This is a genomic window from Daejeonella sp. AP26, assembly GCF_056680515.1.
Genome location: NZ_CM155286.1, coordinates 4806804 through 4826000 on the forward strand (window position 1 = coordinate 4806804; position 19197 = coordinate 4826000).

Sequence of the window (19197 nt, forward strand, 5' to 3'; positions counted from 1 at the left end):
TTTCTTCGCCAAAACAAATTTAAAGGACTAATCACTTAAAAAACCAAGGCAAATGTATTATAGTGCACGTTACTAATTGGTAGATGTGCCCATCAATGCTATAATCATTCCCTCTTTACCTTCTACATTCATCCTTTCACCTAAACGTGTTTGCCGGACTTCGCCTGGTGTTAGCACCTTAAACATTGCAAAAGATGCTCTCATAGAGACTAGTTCTGATTGATTAGCATTACTGGCGCGAGGAACGATAAATGCGAACAGACCGGCACCGGCCGCCAACGTCACTCGAGCTGCGCGTATCGAGGCGGCCAGCGACTCGACAGCTGCAGATGGAGATAATATGGCTCTCGAGGCGGTCACGGATACAAATTCTACCACCAGCCCTGCCCCCACGGAAAACCCTGCGCCTATTCCAATTCCCAGGCCAACAAGCCCTTGGCCGCCTGCCCCCATTGCAGTGACAGCGAGCAGTGCCTTACGATAAAGGTCGACGGTCGGGTCGGTTTTAACTTGAAGCCGGCTAATGGTCTGCGCAACTTTGGCAGCGCCGACAATGAAATCTGCTATATCCGGCTCCATCGCGACCGCGATTGCGCCTCCTTCCGGTATTTCTTGGTACATCGAGCTTATCGCCTTTATGATCGAAGTAGTCAAACGGTCCGCACCAGGTACTGCCAATTGATTGAACAAGCCTTGTGCCCAGACTGGGGGTCTCCAGATGATGGGTGGGAGATCAAAAGGCTCCGGTTTCGCATTAGCGAGACGCTTTATTGGTCTGCCGAAATATTTTTCGATAATATCTTTTCGAAATTTCATTATAAATGAGATTTCAGGTGTTCGAACCCGCTCACCGTTGATTTTCCATTGATAAAGAATCGCGCCGGGAAGACCCTGCCAAGCGTGCAGTTCAGCCGAGATACCAGTCCCCTTGTATTTAAATACAATCCCATCGTTATCTTTGGTTGTATAGCTGTTGCCGGCTTTCCATCCTGGCCCGCACGATAGCCTTGCGTGGGTCACATACCCATAGGCATCCCAATAAGCTTCCTTCTCTTGATTATGAGGCTTTATTTCCCAAATTTCCTGGCTCGCTACCGAAACGATATCTGCAAAACCGGTTCGGCCACCGCCACTTTTGCCCGCACCTGGTATGGAAAACTCAGCGCGAGCAAGGCGAGTCGGCTGGACAAGAAAATCAAACTGAACGACTAAGTGTTCAGCGTTTCCATATCGATACAACAATGCTATATAATCCAGATACTCATCACCTTTCCATCCCCACCATTTTTGTGTTCCACAGCTCATATTCTCTTTAAAATTGTTATTTAGCTTCGCTAGTCATGTTAATTAATAGAAGCTCTTAAGAAACAGATATGGTGTTTTCTTCGGTCGCTGTTTTCGTCTTCTCAGGCTTCACCAGCATCGAATACTCTTATGTCGATTTTCGCGGAGCTCAATGATCTACCTATACGATCGTTGCTAGGTTGGATGTGACCGCAATGTCGATTCCCGATGATGGAGTATATTCGTTCCATTCTCCGATGAGAGTCCCCTTCTCACCGGGCTGTAACATGGGGAAAGGTGATGTTGTCCCATCGTGTGTATGCGTCAATCTTTCAACGACGACATGGGTCGCGTCAGGAACGTCAGTAATAGTAACTGATTCCTGAATGTGTCTCTGGTCCTCTACGTCGACCACCACTTGCAATCCGGTGATAAAGCCCGTGCTATCCGCCACCTCGATACTCACGGAACCACTGCTTAAAACCGCCTTCACCGACGAAGTTGTATAGATCGCATCATGCAAGCGTACTGCCGCTTTCGCTGGATTAGCCGGAGGAATGCCGGGATAATTGCGATCGTCATATGCTGCGATTTCTTGCGCTATCGAAAGATATGGCCCGGTAGAAGGTTTGCCGACCTGGGCGTCAATAGCTCCAGTCTCTGTGAACAGTAGCCACTTCTGCTCCCAGCCCTTTCTTACAGTAAGCACTACTCGCGCACATCCGGCACGCAGAAACGCCTGTCTGGTCGAGTCAGGATGCCTCAGGTTACGGATAAATTCCCAACTCTGAGGTATATCCCAAAAATACGAATACATAAACGTCACAACATTCTCCCATTCAATAGCTTGGTTGATAAAACGAACCATATCTTCGTGCTGTCGAAGGACTGTCCATTGAGTCGCGTTCAAGCCGCTTAGACTCTGGTCATTGAAAGCGATGCCGTGAGCAAGGTCTGTGCCCTCGGCCGCGAAGGTAGCTTGGACATTGGGCGGCATAAGATCGAAACCCGTCCCAAGAACAAATTTTAGAACGCACTTCATAATTTCATCGCTTTCCTCCCGCCTTAATGTGAGCGTGTCAACATTAGTGAGCTGTTGCTCAATCGCACCGATCCGCGCCAGGATATCCTGTTGCTGCGCGAAGTAGCGTATTTGTGCGGCGTTATATAGAGCGTTCCAAGTGTCAACTTGCCATTGATCAAGCACCTGTTGGGTATTTTTGAGTTCAATGGTAAATTGGATGATGATCCTCTCTCCGTCGTTCACCAAGAAGTAAACTTTTTGATGTCCTGAACGTCTTGCAAGAAATGGAGTAGAGCTTCCCGGACCATCGACTAAAGGAAAATGGTGCTTAAGAATTACCTTGGTGCCCTCATCAGTAAGTTGCGCTGGCCAGAACTGCGTACCAAGGATGTGCAGTATCATTCCGCCTCCATTTGGATCCCAGTTAATATTGCAATCCATGAAAATCTGCTTTATTTCCGCGCCTTGCGGAACATCGAATTCTAGTTGAAATGTAACCCACTCCTGGTTTCCATCGTTATAGACGGCGGCGTTTATTGGGCTAGGATCAACCGGATAAGACGGGACAGAGGCCTGGAATTTATCGGCGTACCATTGATACTTTGGAATCGTTTGTTCACCCCCTGCTGGAGGCGCGCCTGTGTCTTTGTTCACGGCATCTGTGGTTAGGTCGCTGTGCTTGACGTTGAACTCGAAGGGACCTATCTGATTTCTTAGCGCCTCGAGCTCCTTATAAGCGAGTCGCATCGATGCACCAGGCTCTGGGACTACCATATCATAGGTTAGGCGCAAACCATACCGGTATAGGCGAACTCTCCATTTTCGCATTAGGCTGAAGTAGTCGATCCGAATTGGGTCGGTTGTGCTAATATTCTTTAGGATACGGGTAGATGTTTCAGAGGTGCCTGTAACTGTTGTAGTCGAGATTGTTGTCTTATGCTCCTGCCTGGACCGTGATGAGGCCTTCTGAGTGACGGAAGTCGCGTGTTTTATGCTGTCCGTAGCAGACTGAGAACCCGAATCCTGAGCTGTCACTCCAGCGGAGCTCGACCCGCTAATCATCGGTATTCCGCCCTGTACTGTTCCGGTGATATTAAACTGAGTCGCATGCTGATTCTGTGAGGTTGTTGAGGTTGAAAGGTCTGTGTTGTCCGTAACGCCGTTTTCGCTGATATTTTCAAGCGAGTCCGTTACGATTGTCGTGAATTCCTTCGATGTAACAGACCACTCCTTATGCGTGACGGCAGTTTCCTCCCCTGGCGCAAGTGGAATTGTAGCCACCAATTCACCACGCTGGAGACCTGCGGGAGCCATTTCTATCCGCTCGAGATTGAGCATTCCAATCGGTTGATAGGAAAAGCCAATTAATATAGTTTGCAAGGCAGACTTTGCTGTATTCAGAGACATTATACTCTTTCCGACATCCTCTTGATAAAGCTTAAATTCTTGAGTCGCTTCCACTCGCTTAGCTCGCACCCGGACTAGCGATTCCGCGAAGGTTACAAGGTCTTCCTCAAGGATCTCTGCAATAGCTTTGATGTTCGGAGCGAGCGCCGGAACAATTGGCGTTTCAAATGAACGCAATAATCGGAATGTGGAGTCAGGTATGTTTGTAGCTCGGGATTTTTCCTGCATGCAATATTGCTCTAAATGTTGCCGCACCGCGTCCGTCTCGCCAGGCGCCAATGCAAGAGCGCGAACGCCCACATATTTAGTGAGTCCACGGGATGGGGCTTTCACTCTTGTACTTTGGATGTTTAAGGGAACAAGTGTTCCCTTGAACACAAACCGTGCTGCTGGATCGAGCACCGCTACCGGAGTTATTGGGTCGGGCATAATTTCCTTTAAATTTTAACCACTGCTTTTCATTATGTTAGCAATAAGCAGCCGAGTAAGCATAAAACTGTTGAAGTAGCAGAAAATGATTGTTGATTGATAAAAGTAAAAAATCAACAATTCATTTGTAACCTGTAGATGAAGACGCTTTCACTTGAGGCTAAAGGAAGATTCGTAAATTTTTTTTTCAGATATACATAAATATACAGCTTAGAATTTAAAAATTTATAAATCAATTTTTTAACTAGAATAAAAAATTTATAGCGTAATTCTGGGACAGCTGGTCATAAGTAGCAACGTTGTTGCAACGTTTATTAAATACGAATGGCGATTACAATGTTATTTACAAAGCATCGGTGCCTGTACGTAGAATTCAAGTCCGTCGGTTCCGGCCAGAACAACAGTAAGGGCATAGCATGTCAAAAGCATTTTGTCCTTACCAATGAAAATATGCTCGTCATTGCTCTGCCCCGGGAAAGTTTCAAGTTACTCGAAAATGTCTCAGCAATGGTCGTTTATGAAAGTGGTGAATGCTTTACCTACTATCGATATGGAAACCCAATCTGATCTTTCTCATGAACTAGTTTTGGCCAAATTCACAGAATTTCTGAATCTTATTCTGTAAAAGTTGGAATGTCAAAATATCTATTTGTTGGTGACAGCAACAGTAGAGGTTTTCTTAATGAATTACTTCTTCTCCAACCTCGCCACCGCCTTCAAAAGCTCGTCTCCGTAATTATAGATCTCATCAACAGACGTAATTTCATACTTAACCTCTTTCTTAGCGTCATCCAGAATAACCAGACATTTTTTAACAGCACCGAAGTAAAAACGGCAAATGGTTTTACGGTTATTATCATCCAGCAGAATAGCGAAGTAAGATTGCGCGTCCCGTGAAGTGATCCGTTTCACATCAATGTTTTGCCTGAGCAGCGACTTAACAATATAGAATTTTTCCAATTCTTCTTCCGTAGTTACCACAGTTGAGGCGGGCTCAGACGCGGCTACTTCAACCTTAACAGTTTCTGCCACTTCCAGTTGTTTCTCCTGGTTAAGTGCTGACTTCAGTCTTTCATTAATAGCATCGCTGATTAGTAAGTTAAATGAACGTTTTACAATAGGGGTGAGCTGCTCTTTAACCTTTGCGGTCATTACACCGGAGTAAACCTGTTTGGTGAAAAAGGTAACGAAGCTTTCTGAAGGCAGGATCATTTCCCTGTTCAACAAGTTTTTTAACTCGTTTAAATACTTAAGTTCACTTGCGGTGTTGGTAATGTTTTCGATATCGAAATAGGACTTATGGAATTTTTTAAGCTCGATAATCTCCGCTTCTTTTATTCTGTGATATTAAATTCAAAGAACGGGATGTTATCCATTTTATTCTTTTCTTCCAGGTCTGTATAAAAGCGATATATCTCTCTAAGCGATGAGAAGAAAAAGTTAGCACTGTCTTTTCTTAGGCTTAACTGAAAAGATGGCAGACATGGAAGCTAATGCAAGCGATTTGGCGAAGAAAGCAGAGCTTGAAAAAATGATCCGGAATTTTAATTTCAGAGGGGTATAGGCTCAGAAATGGACGCCCCTCGTAAAAAATAAATAGGAGGATACAAGTCCCGACAAAAGGGAGAGACACACCTTAATATCCCTTTTGTAATTTTAACTACCAGGTGAATTTCTAAAAAACATACTCCTATATAAAAATAAGATGATTAATAATCAGCGTTTTATAATTTATTTATAACCAAGTTTTGGTAATAACCAAAACTTGGTTATATTTGCAGTGAATCAAACACAATTACTCACTCACAAACCCCCAAAGTCATGAAAAAAAATTTTTAATTAAATAAAGATGCAGGTAAAAATTAAGGACCACTTTCTAGGAGAAGTGGCCAACGGAACGCATGGGAAATTACCTTTCCCATTTGAAGTAGCAAAAGGCTTTATAAAAAGACTAGGCCAGATCCAAAATGCTAAAGACACAAAGGATCTTAGAGAAATAAAAAGCTTGCACTTTGAAAAGTTAAAAGAGAAAAGGTACGCAGGGAAATATTCTATAAGGATAGATAAGTCCTACCGGATCATTTTCAGTATAGATAAAGACATGTCGATAGAGATACTGGTGATAGAAGAAATCACAAATCACTATTCGACCTAATTAACACGGGAAGTGTTATAGATATATGAACCAAATTGTAGATGGAAACGGTAATCCGCTGATTATCGAAGCATTTCACCCAGGAGAATTTCTTCTTGAAGAAATAGAAGAACGTGGGATGCTGAAAAAGGATGTTGCTAAAGAGTTGGAAATTTTACCCCATCACTTAAGCGACATCTTCGCCGGAAAGCGAAACATTTCAGCGAAGCTTGCAATAAAGCTTGAAAAGCTTTTAAATGTGAGTGCCGATTATTGGGCTGGATTACAGGTCTCATACGACCTATACAAAGCACGACAATTGGAACACGCATAAAGACAGATTGTAATTAAGAGGCGCTAATTTTAGCGCCTTTTTTTTGCTCTGAGAAGTTATCTAATTGCTTTTTTAAGAATCTAGTTTAGAGCTTGTCTAGCATCAAGAATAACCCTAAGACCCAAATACATAAACCCGAACATTATCAGAGTTAAAGCGCTAATGGGAAACTAGGGGGAAAAGAAAAAGCTTATAAATTTTACCGTTCCCTCAATAACCCCTGCCGTTCACTCTTTTAATCAAGTATTACCCTCGATAGCTTTATATTGAAGAATTATTCCACCCTCGCATCATAAGATGATATCTGCAAAATCGTTTGGAATAATGAGGCGAGGGCAGGTGGAATTAATTAAAACTACAGCAGGGTCCTATGCGAGAGACTGCTGCGACAAAATGCAATATTGTGTAACGGCTATTATCTTTACTGTACTTTGCCGTTGGTTTCAAAGATCTACGACGCGGTGCTGTGAGTGACGCGAAGAAAGATTTCCTACGCAGTGGCTATCTAAGCCGGATCGATGAAAAAAGTCAAAATTGGAAAAGAATATATGCTCTCGTACGCAGCGTTGTGGCCTGGTAACGAGCCGCCTTCTGATCTGCTATTCGATGTTCCATTGATTCCGGCGGTCGAGCAGGTCGCTTACCTACTATATCGGCTGGTGACGCGAAAGCAGGCAAATGATGCATTCCATGCCCACGAGTATGGTATGTGGGTGGTGAATTTCCCTCAATAATTCCTACCGTTCACCCTTTTAATCAAGTAATTAAGCTGTATAGTTTTATATTGAAGAATTATTTCACCCTCGCATCATTAGATGATATCTGCAAAATTGTTTCGAAAGAGGAGGGAGAGCAAGTGGGAATTAGTGAAAACTGCAACAAGGTCCTCTGCGAGAGACCCTGCTGCAACAAAAATATACTCCTGAAATTTAGGATAGATGGGGTAGCAAAATTAACTTACAGATTCTAGACCTAAGCTTTTGATTGTATCCCAGGGGTTTTTCTTTCTCTTTTAATATTGAGGAATAGTCGTTCAGATTAACGGTCGTTTGTCCTTGTGTTCAGCTTTAAGATAAAATTGTCAGCAGGAAATCGATTAGTCTTATGAGCATTGTGGGTTTTATTTAATTGCCGGTAACGATTCAGCGCTTGGCGAAGTGCGGGTAGCTACTAAGTTTCAAAATTTGCGATGAAAAAATGAAGATGATAAATTTAATTTAGGTTGCCAATTAGACAAATTTCTTTTAGCTTTATGTTATCATTTTGAATGTTGATTCACTTGTAGTTCTATAGTTTTTTAACTTATAAAATTAAAGGATATGAATCACGATTGCAATTTTGGCTGTAGCGACCGCGTCATATATGTTTGTTGTCCTCAGGGTAATCAATTACCGCAGCCGCAGCCGCAGCCACAACCTCAGCCACAACCTCAGCCACAACCTCAGCCACAACCACAACCGCAGCCACAACCACAGCCACAATGTAGTAGAGTTTTGGTGCGTATAGATTCTATTCAAGTTGGTAGAAGTGGAACGGAGGATGATCCCGGTGCATCCGCCGAATGGTTTCTTACTATTGTTGTTAACGGTCAATCCAGAACTTGGATAAACCAAGATGTGCGTGATAATAACACTTATCCTATAGGGTTCGATTTTGCCGTAGATCTGGTTAATCAAAGTGCAACACTTCAAATAGCAACGTCCGGATATGAAGATGATAACTTGAGTGCGAATGATGATCTTCCTTCCGCTCAACAAACGCACGGATCTTCTGACAGTTGGGGAATTGGTGCCACAAGATCATTGGCTGGAGCCAACAACGAATTCACATATAGTATATACTATACAGTTACTTGCCTCCAGCAAGCATTTAGATCTGTTATTTCCAGTAGTGAAGCAATTAATTTCGTACAAAGAAGACTCGAGGCTGGAGGTATTAAAAATGCTCGCGGCGCAGATGAGATGCTTACACTATTCATAAGAAAATTGTCTGCTAAAGGATTAGAACTAAAACAGATAGATTCCGGTCTGATGATTTGGGAAGGGCCCACATCAGTCCAAAAATTGGTCCCTTTAGTTTTTTCCACCTCAAATCGCAAAAATCAGGAGCCTAAGAGAAATGACTAAGATGAAGTTCGTTGTCCCAGGTTAGACAACTGTAAAAAAATTATAGTCTCCCAGTGAATATGGGTGTATATCTGTTTGTCGAAGCACAGCATATATCAAGTCTGCATCAAAAGGCAATGCATTCCCGACTTTCCGGTTTCACCAATTTCCCTCATTTGCACATTACTCATCTGCACATCGTTTTACCGTTCCCTCAATAATTCCTACCGTTCACCCTTTTTATCAGATGATTACCATCTTTTATCAGATGATTACCATCGATAACTTTATGTTGAAGAATTATTATACCGTCGCCGTCAGAAGATTATATCGGTAAAATCCTTTCTAGCCGGACATTCGTGTCGACGAGCAGCCGCAGCGAATGCTCTGTCACTTCAGCTATTTCGCTTCGCCATTGGTCGATGTTCAATATTCCACTCGCGCTTGTTGTTCGGCATCGTAGCGAGCACCTATCACTTCGATATTCTTCCGCGTCTTCCTCCATTAGCACATTTACTCATCTGCATATTTGCACATTTCCCTACCGTTCCACCTACCTTCATCTGCACATTTCCTCATTTGAATATTTGCACATTTGCTTACCGCTCCCACTTCCTTCCATTTGCACATTTACTCATCTGCACATTTGCTCATTTGTTTTACCGTTTCCTCAATAATACCTACCGTTCACCCTTTTTATCAAGTGATTACGCTGGAAAGCTTTATATTCAGGAATTATTCCACCGTGCATTATAAGATGATACCTGCAAAATCGTTTGGAAAGATGAGGGAGGGCAGGTGGGATTAGTGAAAACTTTTGCAGGGTACTCTGTGAGAGACCCTGCTGGGAGAAAGGCTGTACTAAGTGGGAGAGAATCTTGTCTAGCTACAGCATATAGCCACTAGTTGGCAGCATTATTCGTAAAACGTTTCTCCAAAACCCTTGTACCTCGAGTATCAAACATGAAAAACACAATCACGTTAGGTTCTGACACCTTTAAATATCCAACAAGAGAAGAGAGAAAAGAAGTTGGTGAAATCACTCCAAAAATTAATCGCTTAAATATTGAATACAAATCAGCAGCTATTGAAATACTGCAGGATTCCACTTATAGAAATGCTATTAGAAACGAAGATGTATATTGGTGGAACAATTGTTTAGATAATCGGCTTGGAAAGCTGACAGAAACTCGTGTTTATGTACAAACTCATTTTCTACGTATTCAAAGAGATGCATTAAATGAGTCGATAAACGAACAAACTGACAGAATACTACTCGACTACTATATTGAAATCTTTTATTATTATTTCTTCTCCACAAGAGATGTACTGGGACAATTGTTAAATATAGTTTGCGATTTAGAAATTGAAGAACATAAAATATTTCTCAATGAATCTTTTGTTAAAAAGATTAAATCAACAAAAATTGCAGGTGCATTATCTGACTTTTTAAAAAACACCAAAGACTCTTATAATATAAGAAATTCTTTCAACCACCGATTTACCCCAACTCACCAAGACTTTAGAGCAAAAAGGAACACAATTAAAATAGAAAACCAGATTAGTTTTTATTCAGCTGAAGAAGTAAAGATTGAGACATTCATACTCGACATTGAAAACTTGATGAAGCATTTGAGTAAATTAATGGATGAACTTAAGGAAGAAATTAAATAAATACTGTTGTCAAAACTAGGTTTGAATTATGCCGAGGAGACATGGTAATTATTCTGCTGTGCTTGTTAAATACATTAATACGTGGGCGATAGTGAAGTACTGCTATTCGGGCACAATAAACGTCTAACCGTTACCTGCAAATGAAATGATCAAACTTAATATTTCATTATTAATTATATGTTTTATTGCTTGCAAACCATCAAAACCACCAGAAGTTGCCTTTGATATCCCGGAACTTATTGGGAAAAGCATTGATGAAGTTCGTTGGGTTTTAGGGCCGCCAAATCTTAAAGATACTGGACCATTTAGTATACCAGCGAGTTACTATTACACTGATTTCTATAAAAAAGACGGTTTCACTTTAGCAGTAGATTTTAATAAAAATTCGAGGAAAATATCTCAGTTTATGATTGTTTCTGAGGTGGAAGAATTTGGTAGACTTGAAGATATTTTAAAAATAGGTAATCTGAATTCTGTAAGCGATAATTATAGAATCGATGCTCAGTCTTCGTGGGTATCTTCAGATGGATTTGATAATGTAACTGTCTACCCTGATTATTGATTTAGTAATGTGACATTTACATTATTCAACATATAACCGCCAGTCAGGTGCAAATGTAGAAAGCCGCAATTAGCTTTAAACTTGCGGCTACTAACCTGATTGGATTTGCTTTATTGGTGCAGCATTAGTAATAGAATGAGGACTTCACTAAAATTAACCAAATGACCAGAACAGAGGAGAACATGAAAATTACTTCGACTTCTGAAGCTTTGACTTTTTTATACAGCTTGTCTTTGGATCAGTCGAGTTTTCGGTTCCGTGGACAGGCTGATTTTTCATGGACTTTACAGCCGTTCATTTACCGTTTTAATAATTTCAAGCGGTACCAAACTGTTCAATATGAAAGTTTTATTCTTCAGGACAAACCAAAACGATCGCCACCCTTAACGCACACAAATTTTGATCTGGAATGGCTCATGATTTGCCAACATTATGGCATTCCTACCAGGTTGCTTGATTGGACCCACGACATATTGATTGCATTGTTCTTTGCATGCCATGGAGAAAAGGACCTGAAGTCTAATGGGGCACTTTTTATTACCAATTTGGATAATTATAACAGGTTTTCCGCCTACCATGAACACGCCATGAAAACCCAGAAGCTAGCATTTGTTAGCACAAAAGTCGTCAATCCCCGTATGCGTATGCAATCAGGGTGCTTTATGATGTGGGGACACGCACCACTTAATGATCAGGAGTCTAAAGAGAGTTATGATTTGTGGCAGTATCATGAAAAGCAGCATAATTTGCACTACCTTAAAAAGGTATGTATACCACAATACGCAAAAAGTAATATTTTGGAAGAGTTGGATGACATCTATTCAATAAGCAGCAATAGTATTTATTTGAGAAATGGGTATCTAGAACGTACTTATGGTTGTCAGTTCACGAAGCTTAAAGAGAATGCTCGCTTGAAGACACTATACACAACCCATGCTGACAGCTTGAGCGAGACAGAAGAAAAAACAGCCAGATCCATGTTCAGAGTGGATTGCAGAAATATGTTTGGATCTTGCGACAGTCTTAGCGAAATAATATAATTTGGAGCCTTCGATTGTCAGTTTTCACTGACGTAGGCATGTTTGAGCAAAAGACGCAATGCCGTTTGCCTAATGGATTTTCCCATCCTTAACAATTTCAACCCTTCAATCGTGTAGTTTTAGATGCAAAAAAAACATGCATTTGTTTTTACATCTTTGAACATTATGATCGATGATTTAATTGAAAAGCTAATGCTAAATGGGTTTGTGCGTCTTCCCTTCGGCGCTGGCTGGTACTTTAGACGAGGAAGTGTTGATCTAATCGATAATACACATCTCCGAAATGGTGGATATTTAACACCAATAATCCGCTGTAGTAGCTTTCGGGAGGAAAAACAGTTTAAAAATGTTACATCTTGGGATCAGTTGAATAATGAAATCTCTAAAGCTCAGCAAATGTATTAAGGAAGAAGGGTGGAAATCCAGTTATTCAGGTAAACATCTTATCTCTACCGGATTATTCGTCTGCTTTTAATGTTCCTGTTACTAGAGACCTGGTCTAACCATAATTGGCCATTTCGATGGTTAAAAAAGCGGGTATGCTTTAGCCATCAGAGCCATTAAGATTTAAGCGGCAAGTGATCACCGTTTCACTTTAGGGATAAAAAGGATGATGTAAATGGGCTTCAACTTGCAGACCTAATGGCTTATCCTGTTGCCCGGTTCACAATTGACACGGAACGGGCAAACCCTGCATTTGATCTTATAGATGATAAGTTTTATAGAAAAGGAAATAGAAGGTACGGTTTGAAAATATTTCCTTAAGCAAAAAGTCCGGTAAAACTACCAGACTTTTTTGCCGACCGGGGACACCCCAATCCGAAATTCTTTACACAAAGATATAGTTTCATTATTAGAAAAGCTAATAAAAAAAAAGTAGCCCAAAGCTGTTCATCGTGAAAATCAGTCGACGTCGCCGGTTAAAGAAGGCCCCTTCATCTAATCATATCAATCAAAGTCCAGACATTTTTACCGTTCCCTCAATAATTCCTACCGTTCACCCTTTTATACGCCCCTGCAAATTTAATTAGGAATTTAATTGATTAATTTTCGAGGCGATACAACCATGTTATCGTAGATATTAATGTGTAGCCTTCGAAATTCAATAATGTCTATGTTGGGATAAAGCATAATGACCTGCAGATACTTTGAGGACTAATTAAAAAAGTAATAAACACAATAATAAATACAGAACATAAAAGTTTTACACTATTCTGTTCGGATTCAATCCGAACTTTTATATATTTGATACAAGCTAGATGAGAGTAATTGGCAAGAAGAAGTTGATCAAACTAAAATTAAAGAATAAAGGAAACCTCAAGTTATGCAATGAGATAGACTCGTTGATACAAAATCTCGAACAGCCAAACTTAACAGAAGCAGCACTAAGAGAACTAGGAGAAGACCTGGATTGTGTACATAATGATGGCTTCTACTTCTTTAATATAAACATTCATAGAACTCTTATATTACTCGAATTTGATGAAGGAGAGGCGACAATTGTCTGGGTCGGCTCACATCAAGACTATACTTTAACATTTAAAAATAATAAGCCATCAATAGAAAAATGGCTCAGAAGACATAACCATATTGAGTAATGAAAAATTTCGATATAGAGAATCTACTTACTAAAAAGCAATTAGATAACGAGCTGGATCTGGAGAGAGCAATAATTGCCGATAGAAAATTAAGAATTCTATCTAAAGAGGATGTTCATTTTAAGAATCTTAGAAGAAAATTACGGGATCTAATTGAAGAGTACGAAAACCGCAAGTGGTCGAACATCGATCATGTCAGTGAAGAGCAAATTGCAGAAAGTGACGTTTCGGAATTTATTGCTGAACAAGAGAGGCTTTTTATGACCTTCAGGACTGGTGTTATCAAAGCGAAACTTAAAGAGTTCAATCTTACTCAGGAGAATTTAGCGTTACTGTTAGGCCACAGAAGCAAGACACATATGTCCGAGCTAATTAATGGCATAAGACCATTTAAACTAACGGATTTGGTAGTTATTCACAGGCTATTGAAAATTGAAATGCAAAGTCTAATTCCAATATTCTTATCTAATGAAGAGAAGGAACGAATTAATGATGCTGCAAGACAGATACAGAATCCGAATATCAAACTTTCTAAAGAAGACTTAATGGAGTGTGCTAGTCAAATGTAAATGCGGGTAAAGAAGCTTAAATGAAAGATATTACGCTATCTCGCAGGCCTATAATAACACCCCATCATCCAATCATTCCAATCAAAATTCCAGACAAGTTACCGTTCCCCCTTTCCTTCATTTGCACATTTCCTCATTTGCATATTTGCCTACCTTTCCCTCAATAATCCCTACCGTTCACCCTTTTTACAAGTGAGAGGATCCAATGGATCTTAATACATTTATAGATTAATTATGCTTGACGACCTACATGATCAGATGCCCTTTTCCATTGAGGTAGAATGGGAGAGTCGTAACATCGAATTGTTGATCATGCCTGAGTGGTGTCCTTTGAGATCAGAAATGAGGTTTATAGTTTATAACCTGCGAAGCAAGTTAGGCGTTCTTGTTCATGACCAGAGGTTAACCGATGGCTGGATTTGGCTCGAGGGCGATCTCGACCAGTTGAGACCTGATCTGGTGGGGGACCGAATAGATAGTCATTACCAGTGATAAATCAATATTTAACCTGGCAAACCGGGCAGTGGTAAGTTGTTCGTTTGTTGGTTCCCAACTTGGGTTTTTTTATGGGAGTCTTATCCCTTGGGCACGTGTCCTTCCAATGCACCTTAAAGTTCTCGTCCTGTACCTCCGTGCGTTTCCAACCCAGGTATTTGTGACTGAAGGAGGCAGCTTCTTCGGCCAATTCTTTCTTCTTAGCTAAAGGGACGTCTTCAACTTTGCTTTCCGGATGTATTTTGGTGTTGAACAGTATCTCATCTTTGATTTTGTTGCCCACTCCGGCAAAAATGTCCTGGTCAAGCAGGGCGTCGCAGATAATGATCTTATGAAGGTCATTTAATTTTTCCACTGCTGCAGTCGGGTTCCACTTTGGGCTCAGAACATCGACACTCCAGTCATATACATCTTCTAGTTTTCCTTCCACAAATTTAACGTTGGAAGCATAGAAGTTTAATTCCCCGTTATCGAATTCAAGGCCAAGGCGGAGTTTTCCGTTTTCTTTCCTTTCGTCAATTAAACAGTAGCCAAATAGCATCAGGTGAACACTGACATTGATCTTCTCGAACGAGATCAGGAATTGCTTACCGTATGTTTGTATTTTGAGTACTTTCTGTCCCTCAAGTTGAGGCAGGTTCAGGGAGTTGTCGATTGCAGAAGCTTTCAAAACTTTCTTCCCGACAAATTTCTGAGACCGCTCAGTTAGAAATCGAATTACTGGTCCCTCTGGCATAGAGTGGATAACAGGAAACTGCAGTATTGGTTTTTAAGTTACTATGGATTAACCGCTGATTAACGCCCTAATAGAAGCTTCGATCACAACAAAGGATTAAATTCCCAAAATTCTCTCAAGGTTGCATCGACGGAAAAACCAGAGCCGATGTACCCTTTTTTTCCGATAGCAAAAGCAACGCCTCCGCTTGAGCCCGATGGCAGGCTAGTCCTTTGCTTCCATTCATTAGCCGCAGGATTAAACTCAAAGAATTTAGTTCCAGCTCCAGGTCCGGTTCCCAAATATCCTCGTTGAAGTTCTTGTATGCCAAAACCAATTGCATCAGACACTGGTCCTCCGGGATAGTCGGCTTTTCTACTCCAACTATCGGCATTCGGATCGTATTCCCAAAAATCGGCTTTCCTTTCACCAAAAAGCTCACCTGTTCCTAAGTAGCCTTTTTTTCCGACTGAAAATGACACGACGTTGAATCTTGCTCCTCCTTCAAATGGCGCTTTTTCATCCCAGTCATCTGTCGCAGGGTTATATTGCCAAAAGTCGTTTAATATCTTTAAGGAGTCCACCGGACAATTATTGACCATTGCTTTGAAGTAAGTGTAGCCAAGCCCAATGTACCCATGTTCGCCAATACTTAAACCCGCTGGGTGGGAGCGGGGTGGCCCTGGCAGATCAGCTTTCCTTTCCCATGTATTTGATTCAGGATTAAACTCCCATAAATCTTTTAAAACAACATCGGCTCCTCGTTCATTCACCCCTCCAAATACATATCCTCTATCACCGATGCTAAATGCCGCTGCATCTGCTCGTTTTCCACCGCCAAAAGCTGCTTTCTGTTCCCAGGACCCGGTAGCTAAATCGTACTCCCAAAAGTCCGACAGTGGCGTCCAGCTATAGCCTGTACCGATATAGCCTTTACTCCCAATACTGAAACCAACAGCATGTGTTCTGCCTAAGAAATCAGGTAATCTAGTCCAAACACCGTCAGTTGAAATTTCAATAAGCTGTACATCTTTTTGGGAAGGCAAGCTGTCATTAGGTTCTTTTTGACAGCTCGCAAAAAGCACCAGTAGTAACAGGTAAAAGCGAAAATTTTTCATAAGATTATCTTTTGGTCGTACACACGATGTAATAATTATATTAAAACTTTTAGTTTTCGTAATTCTACAGCGGTAATCGAAGGGGGAAATTGCTTCTTGAGGATTTTTGAAATTGCTAATTGGGCCACTTTTTCAGCATCTTTTCTATCTTTAAAACCTTTAATTCCAGGGATGCCAGGTACCGTACTTTGCCGAATTATAACTTTTTCATCAATGAGAATTTCATATCCGAATGATTGATTCAGTGCAGGAATGATTTTATAAGTGACCTTTTCAAAAACATTAGATTTTAATGAATGAGTTGCACCTGTCGAATGAATATGACTTTGTTGATGTGGTGACTGCTGCGCGGGTTGTAAAATAATCCAAATGATAATTAAGATAATTTTACCGTAAATCAGATAGATTCCCATAACCAACTTACCTAGTGTGATTTATGCTCTAATAAAAATACTTAAAAACTACAAGGCAAGATCTTAGATCTAAATTTTTTTTAAAATTGTGTACTGGTAGTGCACACAATGACGTGCTTGGTTCTCTGCCGGATGTTTGTTATTGCCGTTGAACCGGATGTATGCTGGTTTGTTTGGTAGGATCATGTGCAGTGCATCCCGACGCTCGTTCGTTTCACTGATCACAGCCCGATTTGATTCCGTTTGAAAAGATCAGTTAAAGACTCAAGAGCGCCCTTTTCAAATCAGCCGGGAGGTCTAAGCTCTAGGTCTGTGAGGCTGCTGCGACCGAGATGCATCGGATATAATTAGATTATTATATTTGATTATCAAAATCTGAAACAGCACCGCAATTAATTAATAATTATTAAAGAATAAACTATCTATGTGCGGAAGAGTAGCAACACCAGCAACAGATGACATTTTAGGAGCTTTTGATTTGAAGTCAAAAGGGGGCGAATGGACCAGGGATATAAATGTGCCTCCTACGGGTAAAGTCCCTGTGATAGATAGTCGTCATCCAAACGAACTGGATTATAAAAACTGGGCGCTAATTCCCTGGTTTGCTAAGCCTGATCCGAAGACGGGGAAGCCGATTAACAAGCTTTCAACCTTCAACGCCCGGTACGATAAACTTCAGGAGTCTAGTATATGGAAACCGCTGTTAGGTAAAAAGCACTGTGTAGTTATCGTCAATGTTATTACGAATGGGAAGAGCTTGACGAATGGGCAGACGAAAAAAAGGAGAAGAAGAAAAAACAGCCGCACTTCATCAAGCAAAAAGGGGAGGATTTCACTTTGCTTGCCGGGCTTTGGGAAGATTGGACCAACAGGCAAACCGGTGAAGTTTTTACCAGTTGCACCGTAATAACGCATGAAGCCGTGGAAGCTTGGGGAAAGATTCATAACCGGATGCCCGCTTTTTTGACGAAGGAGGGTTCTGATATTTGGTTGGATAACTCGCAACCCTTAGAAAAAAGGTTAGAAGTGATAAAGCCCGTTGGGGAAGATTTTTTAGAATCGGTTAAGATAAACGTGGTGGGAGATGTGGAGGAGTTTGAGCATGTGGTTTTTAAGTAATCATGGCGTTCGATAAAATACAGATACCAGGAGACATACTTGACGAGCACCTGCAAAATACCAACGACTTAGAAAAATACGTGCCGTTTAAAACATTTAAAAAACAATTAGGCTTCTAATGCGACCACTTTATAGCGACCACTTTGACGCGGACAATATAGACTTTTCATTACCGGATGTAGAAAGCGGGCTGCCCGGGGTTCCGGCCAAAACCTTTCGGTTCTATTTGGGAGCTCCACGATTTGGGCATCCGGACTGGTATGGTGCCTTATACCCTGCCCAAACAAAGAAAGACAACCATCTTCATCAATATGCAAAGCATTTTAATTTTATAGAATTAAATGCGACATTTTATAAATCAGCAACAGAACAGCAAGTCTAAAATTGGGTTGAAGCAGTTGATCAATATCCTAACTTTAAATTTTGCCCCAAATTCCCTCCGAAAATTTCACACATAAAACGATTAAAAGGTGCACTAGAGCCAACAAAGCAATTCGTTGAAGTCTGCGACTTGTTCGGCTCGCGTTTAGGCCCATCGTTTTTACAGCTGAGTGCTAATTTCAGTGCAAAGAACATTGGTACTGTCGAAAGCTACCTTGAATTACTGCCCCCTACCTTTTTAACTCACGTTGAGCTTATACATCAAAGCTGGTTTATTGAAGATCAGCTAGAAGCCGTTGTTAACCTTTTCAAAAAGTTTGGCATAGGTACGATATACCACGATTTAACTAACCGACGGGATTTGTTACAGGTACCTCTGACCACAAAAACCGCATTTATACGATTTCTGGGTAATAACAATCATTCTACTGATAAGCTAAGATTAAAAAGCTGGTTAGATAGAATTATTGAATGGAGGGGTGAAGGTCTGGAATAGGCTTATTTGACAATTGATCAGCCCTCCGATAAAGAGTTTCCTAAGCTAGTTGATGACGCTAAAGAGATATTTAAGGACTTAATCGTATAATATCAAATTCCTATCACAGATGGGGTAGGTCTACCGGCTTTCATCATAATTTTGTGCCAAAAAGTATAATGTGGGGGAAGACTTTGCTATGTGAGACGAATGTGAGAAAATCCACTCTTTAGATCAATATTGTGTATTCAATAAAGAATTAACTTTTAGAAAGAATTTATTTTTTTATATTCAAAAGAAAATAAATTCTTTTCGTAACAG

At 40.8% G+C, this 19197-nt stretch carries 16 protein-coding genes and 2 pseudogenes; 12 read left to right on the forward strand and 6 right to left on the reverse strand.

The annotated features are described in order from the left end of the window. Positions 1-72: 72 nt before the first annotated feature. The 3 genes from AC1MCB_RS20475 to AC1MCB_RS20485 all read right to left on the reverse strand — a co-directional run bounded on the left by AC1MCB_RS20475 (position 73) and on the right by AC1MCB_RS20485 (position 5356). The gene (locus AC1MCB_RS20475) at positions 73-1305 is read right to left on the reverse strand and encodes a hypothetical protein (protein ID WP_479966589.1); all 1233 of its coding nucleotides are present in this window, start codon (positions 1303-1305) and stop codon (positions 73-75) included. A 160-nt stretch (positions 1306-1465) separates the two neighbouring features. After that, entirely contained in the window at positions 1466-4144 is a 2679-nt protein-coding gene (locus tag AC1MCB_RS20480; protein WP_479966590.1) for a hypothetical protein, read from the reverse strand. Positions 4145-4831: 687 nt separating this feature from the next. Then, the gene (locus AC1MCB_RS20485; protein ID WP_479966591.1) at positions 4832-5356 is read right to left on the reverse strand and encodes a hypothetical protein; all 525 of its coding nucleotides are present in this window, start codon (positions 5354-5356) and stop codon (positions 4832-4834) included. Between the two features lie 637 nt (positions 5357-5993). Between AC1MCB_RS20485 and AC1MCB_RS20490 the strand changes: the two genes are divergently transcribed. The 10 genes from AC1MCB_RS20490 (at position 5994) to AC1MCB_RS20535 (ending at position 14652) form a co-directional block, all read left to right on the forward strand. Further along, positions 5994-6299: a type II toxin-antitoxin system RelE/ParE family toxin gene (locus tag AC1MCB_RS20490; protein WP_479966592.1), complete on the forward strand. Its 306-nt coding sequence runs from the start codon at positions 5994-5996 to the stop codon at positions 6297-6299. 25 nt (positions 6300-6324) lie between these two features. Further along, positions 6325-6612 (forward strand): HigA family addiction module antitoxin, encoded by a 288-nt coding sequence (locus AC1MCB_RS20495; protein WP_479966593.1) that lies wholly within the window; start codon positions 6325-6327, stop codon positions 6610-6612. A gap of 518 nt (positions 6613-7130) precedes the next feature. Then, positions 7131-7346, forward strand: coding sequence for a hypothetical protein (locus AC1MCB_RS20500; protein ID WP_479966594.1), 216 nt, complete (start codon positions 7131-7133; stop codon positions 7344-7346). 585 nt (positions 7347-7931) lie between these two features. Next, positions 7932-8738 (forward strand): hypothetical protein, encoded by an 807-nt coding sequence (locus AC1MCB_RS20505; RefSeq protein WP_479966595.1) that lies wholly within the window; start codon positions 7932-7934, stop codon positions 8736-8738. A 942-nt stretch (positions 8739-9680) separates the two neighbouring features. Next, entirely contained in the window at positions 9681-10391 is a 711-nt protein-coding gene (locus AC1MCB_RS20510) for a Cthe_2314 family HEPN domain-containing protein (RefSeq protein WP_479966596.1), read from the forward strand. Between the two features lie 145 nt (positions 10392-10536). Further along, the gene (locus AC1MCB_RS20515; RefSeq protein ID WP_479966597.1) at positions 10537-10953 is read left to right on the forward strand and encodes a hypothetical protein; all 417 of its coding nucleotides are present in this window, start codon (positions 10537-10539) and stop codon (positions 10951-10953) included. Positions 10954-11114: 161 nt separating this feature from the next. Continuing rightward, positions 11115-11993 carry an FRG domain-containing protein gene (locus AC1MCB_RS20520; protein ID WP_479966598.1) on the forward strand — a complete coding sequence of 293 codons (879 nt, stop codon included), beginning with the start codon at positions 11115-11117 and terminating at the stop codon, positions 11991-11993. Positions 11994-13252: 1259 nt separating this feature from the next. After that, complete coding sequence (locus AC1MCB_RS20525) at positions 13253-13591, forward strand: type II toxin-antitoxin system HigB family toxin (RefSeq protein WP_479966599.1); 339 nt, start codon at positions 13253-13255, stop codon at positions 13589-13591. After that, a complete protein-coding gene (locus AC1MCB_RS20530; protein ID WP_479966600.1) occupies positions 13591-14160 on the forward strand; it encodes a hypothetical protein in 570 nt (189 codons plus the stop codon). The genes AC1MCB_RS20525 and AC1MCB_RS20530 overlap by 1 nt, the downstream gene beginning before the upstream one ends. Positions 14161-14394: 234 nt before the next feature. Next, entirely contained in the window at positions 14395-14652 is a 258-nt protein-coding gene (locus tag AC1MCB_RS20535) for a hypothetical protein (RefSeq protein ID WP_479966601.1), read from the forward strand. A 4-nt stretch (positions 14653-14656) separates the two neighbouring features. On the opposite strand, the gene AC1MCB_RS20540 is transcribed toward AC1MCB_RS20535, so the two are convergent. From AC1MCB_RS20540 to AC1MCB_RS20550, 3 genes are all read right to left on the reverse strand, one after another. Further along, complete coding sequence (locus AC1MCB_RS20540) at positions 14657-15391, reverse strand: DNA-formamidopyrimidine glycosylase family protein (protein ID WP_479966602.1); 735 nt, start codon at positions 15389-15391, stop codon at positions 14657-14659. 83 nt (positions 15392-15474) lie between these two features. Beyond that, on the reverse strand, positions 15475-16488 hold the full coding sequence (locus AC1MCB_RS20545) for a Kelch repeat-containing protein (RefSeq protein ID WP_479966603.1): 1014 nt from the start codon (positions 16486-16488) through the stop codon (positions 15475-15477). A 35-nt stretch (positions 16489-16523) separates the two neighbouring features. Beyond that, positions 16524-16901, reverse strand: a complete 378-nt coding sequence (locus AC1MCB_RS20550) for a DUF4907 domain-containing protein (protein ID WP_479966604.1) — start codon at positions 16899-16901, stop codon at positions 16524-16526. A gap of 424 nt (positions 16902-17325) precedes the next feature. On the opposite strand from AC1MCB_RS20550, the pseudogene AC1MCB_RS20555 reads away from it, so the two are divergent. Both AC1MCB_RS20555 and AC1MCB_RS20560 read left to right on the forward strand, forming a co-directional pair. After that, a pseudogene (locus AC1MCB_RS20555) lies at positions 17326-18020 on the forward strand (SOS response-associated peptidase). 118 nt (positions 18021-18138) lie between these two features. After that, positions 18139-18897: pseudogene (locus AC1MCB_RS20560) on the forward strand (DUF72 domain-containing protein). The last annotated feature ends 300 nt before the right edge of the window (positions 18898-19197 follow it).

Bases quoted from the DNA above. Each gene is read 5' to 3' on its own strand.
- AC1MCB_RS20520 (WP_479966598.1), top strand. From the start codon at position 11,115: ATGACCAGAACAGAGGAGAACATGAAAATTACTTCGACTTCTGAAGCT.
- AC1MCB_RS20515 (WP_479966597.1), top strand. From the start codon at position 10,537: ATGATCAAACTTAATATTTCATTATTAATTATATGTTTTATTGCTTGC.
- AC1MCB_RS20475 (WP_479966589.1), bottom strand. From the start codon at position 1,305: ATGAGCTGTGGAACACAAAAATGGTGGGGATGGAAAGGTGATGAGTAT.
- AC1MCB_RS20485 (WP_479966591.1), bottom strand. From the start codon at position 5,356: ATGATCCTGCCTTCAGAAAGCTTCGTTACCTTTTTCACCAAACAGGTT.
- AC1MCB_RS20525 (WP_479966599.1), top strand. From the start codon at position 13,253: ATGAGAGTAATTGGCAAGAAGAAGTTGATCAAACTAAAATTAAAGAAT.
- AC1MCB_RS20490 (WP_479966592.1), top strand. From the start codon at position 5,994: ATGCAGGTAAAAATTAAGGACCACTTTCTAGGAGAAGTGGCCAACGGA.
- AC1MCB_RS20545 (WP_479966603.1), bottom strand. From the start codon at position 16,488: ATGAAAAATTTTCGCTTTTACCTGTTACTACTGGTGCTTTTTGCGAGC.
- AC1MCB_RS20505 (WP_479966595.1), top strand. From the start codon at position 7,932: ATGAATCACGATTGCAATTTTGGCTGTAGCGACCGCGTCATATATGTT.
- AC1MCB_RS20480 (WP_479966590.1), bottom strand. From the start codon at position 4,144: ATGCCCGACCCAATAACTCCGGTAGCGGTGCTCGATCCAGCAGCACGG.
- AC1MCB_RS20540 (WP_479966602.1), bottom strand. From the start codon at position 15,391: ATGCCAGAGGGACCAGTAATTCGATTTCTAACTGAGCGGTCTCAGAAA.
- AC1MCB_RS20535 (WP_479966601.1), top strand. From the start codon at position 14,395: ATGCTTGACGACCTACATGATCAGATGCCCTTTTCCATTGAGGTAGAA.
- AC1MCB_RS20550 (WP_479966604.1), bottom strand. From the start codon at position 16,901: ATGGGAATCTATCTGATTTACGGTAAAATTATCTTAATTATCATTTGG.
- AC1MCB_RS20495 (WP_479966593.1), top strand. From the start codon at position 6,325: ATGAACCAAATTGTAGATGGAAACGGTAATCCGCTGATTATCGAAGCA.
- AC1MCB_RS20510 (WP_479966596.1), top strand. From the start codon at position 9,681: ATGAAAAACACAATCACGTTAGGTTCTGACACCTTTAAATATCCAACA.
- AC1MCB_RS20500 (WP_479966594.1), top strand. From the start codon at position 7,131: ATGAAAAAAGTCAAAATTGGAAAAGAATATATGCTCTCGTACGCAGCG.
- AC1MCB_RS20530 (WP_479966600.1), top strand. From the start codon at position 13,591: ATGAAAAATTTCGATATAGAGAATCTACTTACTAAAAAGCAATTAGAT.